Source organism: Mycobacterium sp., from assembly GCF_049673265.1.
GTDB lineage: Bacteria > Actinomycetota > Actinomycetes > Mycobacteriales > Mycobacteriaceae > Mycobacterium.
On sequence record NZ_JBATXN010000637.1, the window covers coordinates 1 to 5,608 of the forward strand.

At 66.0% G+C, this 5,608-nt stretch carries 5 protein-coding genes; 3 read left to right on the forward strand and 2 right to left on the reverse strand.

Translation table 11 applies throughout. The features are described 5' to 3' along the window. Both WBF82_RS21610 and WBF82_RS21615 read right to left on the reverse strand, forming a co-directional pair. On the reverse strand, positions 1 to 301 hold a 301-nt coding region (locus WBF82_RS21610; protein ID WP_424384974.1), incomplete at its 3' end, for a response regulator. Between the two features lies 1 nt (position 302). Further along, positions 303 to 1,511 (reverse strand): sensor histidine kinase, encoded by a 1,209-nt coding sequence (locus WBF82_RS21615; RefSeq protein WP_424384975.1) that lies wholly within the window; start codon positions 1,509 to 1,511, stop codon positions 303 to 305. Positions 1,512 to 1,644: 133 nt separating this feature from the next. On the opposite strand from WBF82_RS21615, the gene WBF82_RS21620 reads away from it, so the two are divergent. The 3 genes from WBF82_RS21620 to WBF82_RS21630 all read left to right on the forward strand — a co-directional run. Next, positions 1,645 to 1,971, forward strand: coding sequence for a hypothetical protein (locus tag WBF82_RS21620; RefSeq protein ID WP_424384976.1), 327 nt, complete (start codon positions 1,645 to 1,647; stop codon positions 1,969 to 1,971). Then, positions 1,964 to 4,831, forward strand: coding sequence for an RND family transporter (locus WBF82_RS21625; protein ID WP_424384977.1), 2,868 nt, complete (start codon positions 1,964 to 1,966; stop codon positions 4,829 to 4,831). Before WBF82_RS21620 ends, WBF82_RS21625 begins: the two co-directional genes overlap by 8 nt. A gap of 20 nt (positions 4,832 to 4,851) precedes the next feature. After that, positions 4,852 to 5,608: hypothetical protein (locus WBF82_RS21630; RefSeq protein WP_424384978.1), on the forward strand; the 757-nt coding region annotated here is incomplete at its 3' end.

Genomic DNA, 5,608 nt, shown 5'->3' on the forward strand with positions numbered 1-5,608 from the left:
CCCCGGCACGTAGTGCGCCGGAAAGCAACTCGTCGTCGTTGAACGTGGTCAGCGCCAGCACCGGCGGGGACCCGGGCGTGGAAAGTCTGCGGGTGGCTTCGATACCGTCGACGCGTTTCATCCGCAGGTCCATCACCACCACGTCAGGGTTATGCTCGGCAACCGCATCTGGAACCTCTTCGCCGTCAGTGCATTCGGCGACGATGAGGAATCCGTCCTTGCGGCGCAGGATCCTTCGCAGCCCCGAGCGGACCAATTCCTGATCATCGACCAGCAGCACGGCAATTTCGGCGGTGCTCATCTCAGCGCGAACACCGCCGGGTTCTCGGACTGGGGTCGTTCAACGGGATCTCGGCGCGCACTGACCATCCCGCCGGGCAGGGTCCTGCATCGAGCATTCCGCCGAGCAGCTCGACCCTTTGCCGCATTCCCGTTAGGCCGCGACCGTTCTCAGACGCCGCTGGAGCGGGCACGGCAGTTGGCGCCTCGTTGACGACTGACAGTAACGCCCGCGATGACGAAACCGCCACATCCACATCGGTTTTCGACGCTGGAGCGTGTTTGGCGATGTTGGCAAGCGATTCTTGCGTGATGCGGTACAGCGCCAGCCCGACCGCGGACGACACCTGGTCGTGCCGGCCGTCCGCGCGCAACGTGACCGGGAGCCCGGCGGACACGAAATCATCGATCAGCTCGGGGATATCGTCGATGCCGGGCTCCGGAGCCATCCTCGTCGGGCCGCTCTCGAGCAGCCCGACGGTTCGCCGGATATCGGCCATTGCCTGACGGCCCAGCCGTTCTGCGTCGGTTAGCGCGCTGACCGCATCATCGACATCACGATCTTGTTGTAGTGCGTGGCGCGCGCCTGTCACATGCAACAACGTGACCGACAGTGAATGCGCGATCACATCGTGCACCTCGCGGGCGATGCGCCGCCGCTCGTCGGCAGCGGCATGCTCCGACAGCTCCGTCTGCATCTCCTGCTGTTTGACCAGCAACTGTGCCTGGATGCGCATCAGAGCCCCGACTAGCCAGCCCATCGCGACAACGGTCAGATACAACGCCAATTCGTCGAGCCGGTGCGCCGCCGAGGCGACTGCCAACAGTGCTACCGCCGAACCGAGCGCAAGTACGCCGTAGGCCGCCGGGGCAAGGGCACCGACACACCCCAGCATCAGTGCCAGCAGCATGGGAGCGAAGTCACTCTCGATCGGCGTCGACGTCGCAAACAGCCAGATGAGGGTCGCGGCGTAGGACGCCACCCACACCAAACCCGGGCTGAACTTCATCCCGGCAACGTAAAACAGCAGTATCGGCGATACCGCCACCAACGCTGCGACCGATGCCGCCGACAGATCGGCGCGGATGCTGTGCTGGACCGTCGTGGCCGCAACGATCAAGATCAAACTGACGTCGACCAAGATGACGAAGGTCCAGGAAAACCCCGGCGGTATCAGCTCTGTGCGCACCCGAAGACGCTCCCGCAAGAACTCGAATACGGAACGCAACATCGACTCATCGTAGAAGGGATTGCCACCGCACACATCCTGCCTCGGGCGGAACGCGGCTCCGACCGTAGTAGGAAACCGAAAACCGGACTGCGGCACGATGTCGCGGACGCCGAACTTTCCTAGCGTCGATGTCATGACATGGCAAAAGCACCACGAGCGGATGGCCTTCATGGCTGACCTGATTGAACGGGCCGCCGAAAACCCCGACACAGCACTCGATCTGAACGGCAGTTTGCCAAATGTCGAGCGGCTCTTCGGTAGCGAGGAACACCTGCTGCTGGCGCTGCAGCAGCGCTGGGTAACCGCGCTGACCGCACGCATGGACGACGACACCTCCATCGAGCAGGCCCGGGCTGAGCTCGCCGCGAGCGAGCCGGGGCTGCGGGCACTGCTGGCTGCTGCCGCGCGGCGGTCGGCCAAGGTCCGGTTGCAGCAGCGCCACGAGCAGACCGTTGCCTGAGCTGCTTGCACCCACCGCCAGGTTCACCAGCCGCTACGCCGCGCTGGTGGTCCTGGGCTGGATCGTGGTGGCCGCCGTGGGAAACCTGGCCGTTCCCCAGCTGGAACGGGTCGTCGACTCGCATGCCCGATCGTTCATGCCGGCGGCGGCGCCCAGCGCTGTCGCGGCGCAGCAGTCAGCCAAGCTGTTCGGCGACGTACCCAGCAACAATCTCAACTACATTGTGCTGCAACGTGATCAGCCGCTGCAGCGAGCCGACCGGCGCTACTACAACAGCCTGGTGGCCGCGTTACGCGCGGACACTAAACACGTGTATTCGATCACCGACCTGTGGGCCGACCCGGTCACCGAATCGGCGGCGCAAAGCCGCGACGGCCGCGCGGCCAACCTCATGCTGCGGTTATCCGGGATGTTGGGAACCTCGCAGGCCAGCGATGCCGTCGCCGCTGTGCGCGCCACCGCAGCTCGCCTCGGCCCGCCGCCGGGCTTGCACGTGTATGTCACCGGGCCGGGTAGCACGCTTACCGACGAGTTCGCCGCGATCGACCACCAGATGCTGTTGATCACCGGGGCGACCGTGATGGTGATCATGCTGCTGCTGCTGATCGTCTACCGTTCGCCGGTGGCCGCGGCCATCCCGTTGCTCTCGGTGGGTCTGGCGCTGGGGGTGGCCCGCCCGCTGGTGGCGGCGCTCGGCAACCACGGACTGGTCGAGGTGTCGCTGTTCTCGGTCGCGCTCGTTGCGGCGATGATCCTTGGCGCGGGAACCGATTACGCGATCTTTTTGATCGGCCGCTACCACGAAGGCCGTCGACGTGGAATCGACCATGCGACCGCCCTGGTTGACGCCTACCGTGGGGTGGCGCCGGTGGTCATCGGCTCGGCGTTGACCATGGCCACCGCCCTAGCGTGTTTGAGTCTGGCTCAGGTCGGTATGTTCCGCAGCACCGGAATACCGTGTGCTATCGGCGTTTTGGTCGGCATGGCGGCCGCGTTGACGTTGACCCCGGCATTGATCGGTTTGGCCAGCCGGCGCGGCATGCTGGAACCCCGGCGATCGGTCATCGGACGTCGTTGGCGGCGTCTCGGGGTGGTCGTCGCCCGCTGGCCGGGACCTGTGCTGGTGGCCAGTGGCGGCCTGATCGTCATCTTGATATTGCCGCTGGCCGGTATGCGGACCGGCTGGAACGAGCCGGCCGCAACCCCGGCCGGCACCGAGTCCAACCTCGGGTACGCGGTCATGGATCAACACTTTCCGGCGAACCGGCTGCTGCCGGACGTGGTCACGGTGCAGGCCGACCACGATCTGCGTAACCCAGCGGGGTTGATCGCCGTCGAGCGGATCACCCGGCAGATCATGACGATTCCCGGGGTTCGGATGGTGCAGTCGGCGAGCCGCCCGGCTGGGACGGTGCCCGAGGAAGCCACCCTGAGCTATCAGGCCGGAGTGCTCGGCCAGCAGTTCGGCGGCGATATCGACGGCCTCGTCCAACGCCTGCGGCGTATCGGTGATCTGGATACGACGTTGACGCAGATGACCGCCGCGGTGGACCAGCTAGGCCGCGGGATGCAAGGAAGCGCAAGTGGTCTGCGTGAAATAGGTTCGGGCGCCGGCGATATGCGCGCAGGTATCGACGGCCTGCATCGCAACGTCGATCAGATGTCGGGATATCTGGCCCCGCTGCGTAACTTCGTCGACACCACACCCGACTGCGGGTCAAATGCGATCTGCTCGCTGGTGTCACGTGTCGTCGAGCCGGTCGACAGCGTCGTGCGCAGCACAAGCGAATTATCCACCGGCGCCGGGAAATTGACGACCGGATCGAGCACGGCTACCACCGCGTTTGCCGGTCTGCCAGCGACCCTGGAGTCAATGAGCGACGTGCTGGAGCAGGCCAAGGCATCGACTCGCGACTTGCGCAGCGTGATCAATTCGATTGCGCCGCAGATGCGTCAGCTCACGGACTATCTGCTGGAGATTGACGCGAGCTTCCGCGGCAGCGCCGCTGGCGGTTTCTACCTGCCCACCCGCGCGCTGTCGGACCCCCGGTATCGGCAGGCGCTGAGCGACTTGGTATCTCGAGACGGTCGCTCGACGTATCTGGTGGTTTACGGCGACGGACAGGAATGGGGTGTCGACGGCGCGCAGCGCGCCCGCCAGATCCAGACCGCCGTCGCCGAAGCCACCAAAGAAGGGACGCTGGCCCCGGCGTCGGTGGGCTTGGCCGGGGTCGGCCCGGCCACCCGAGACCTGCAAGGTCTTGTGCACGGCGACATCCTGCTACTGGTGGCAGCGACGCTGGCGTTGATTTTTCTGATCGTCGCGGTGATGCTGCGCAGCCCGGTGGCGGCGGTCGTGGTGGTCGGCACCGTCATCGTGTCGTACGCCTCAGCGCTGGGAGTGAGCGTGCTGATCAGCCGGCTGTTGTTCGGCCAGCCACTGCACTGGGCCGTCGCGCCGATGGCGTTCATCGCGCTTGTCGCCGTCGGTGCCGACTACAACCTGTTGTTGGCAATGCGGATCCGCGAGGAACTTCGGGCCGGGATCGGCACGGGCGTCATCCGCGCATTCGCCGGCACCGGCGGAGTGGTGACCACCGCCGGCATCGTCTTCGGGATCACGATGTTCGCCTTGGTTGGCAGCACCGTGCTGAGCATCGAGCAGGTCGGCCTGACCGTCGGAATCGGGCTGCTGCTCGACACCCTGATCGTCCGAAGTTTCCTGATGCCGTCGCTGGTGGCGCTACTGGGACGCTGGTTCTGGTGGCCGCGCCTACCCAGCCGTCCAGCTCGTCGGCATATCAGTGAGACCTCAGGTAACTGGGCGACACGCCGAGTCAGGTCGGACCTGTCGGCGTGACCTGGGCTTACCGTGTGAATGTGCTGGATCTGGAACCGCGGGGCCCACTACCGCCGGAGATCTATTGGCGACGCCGGGGATTGGCGTTGGGCATTGGGGTCGTCGTGGTCGGCATCGTGATCGCAATAGTCGTCGCCGTGCTGAGCAGCAGCGCCGGCGCCAACACCACCGGCGGCAAGTCTGGAACCGCGGACGCGCAGAAGTCCCCAGGCGGAGCAGCCCCAGAGGTCAAGAGCCCGGTGGTGCCGCCAGCGGGGCAAAACTCCGGGCAGCCGGCCGAGACGCCGACGGCAGCCGTGCAGCCACCGCCGGTGCTCAAGGAAGGCGACGACTGCCCCGACTCGACGCTGGCGGTTTTGGGCCTCACCAACGCGCCCCAGTACTTCATTGGTGACCAGCCGAAATTCGCGATGGTCGTAACCAATATCGGGCTGGTGGCCTGCAAGCGTGATGTCGGCGCGGCCGTGCTGGCGGCCTATGTCTATTCGTTGGACAACAAGCGGTTGTGGTCCAACCTGGACTGTGCGCCCTCCAACGAGACACTGGTCAAGACGTTCGCACCGGGCGAGCAGGTGACCACCGCCGTGACTTGGACGGGCATGGGGTCAGCGCCGCACTGTCCGCTGCCACGGCCGCCGATCGGTCCCGGGACCTACAACCTTGTGGTGCAGCTGGGCAATCTGCGCTCGGCCGCGGTCCCGTTCGTCCTGGCGCCGCCGCCACCACCGGGCGCCGCACCCGCACCCGCACCCGGGCCCGGAATGCCCGGCCCTGCGC

Excerpts from the sequence above, each read along its gene's own strand:
- WBF82_RS21615 (WP_424384975.1), bottom strand. The coding sequence starts at position 1,511 with ATGTTGCGTTCCGTATTCGAGTTCTTGCGGGAGCGTCTTCGGGTGCGC.
- WBF82_RS21620 (WP_424384976.1), top strand. The coding sequence starts at position 1,645 with ATGACATGGCAAAAGCACCACGAGCGGATGGCCTTCATGGCTGACCTG.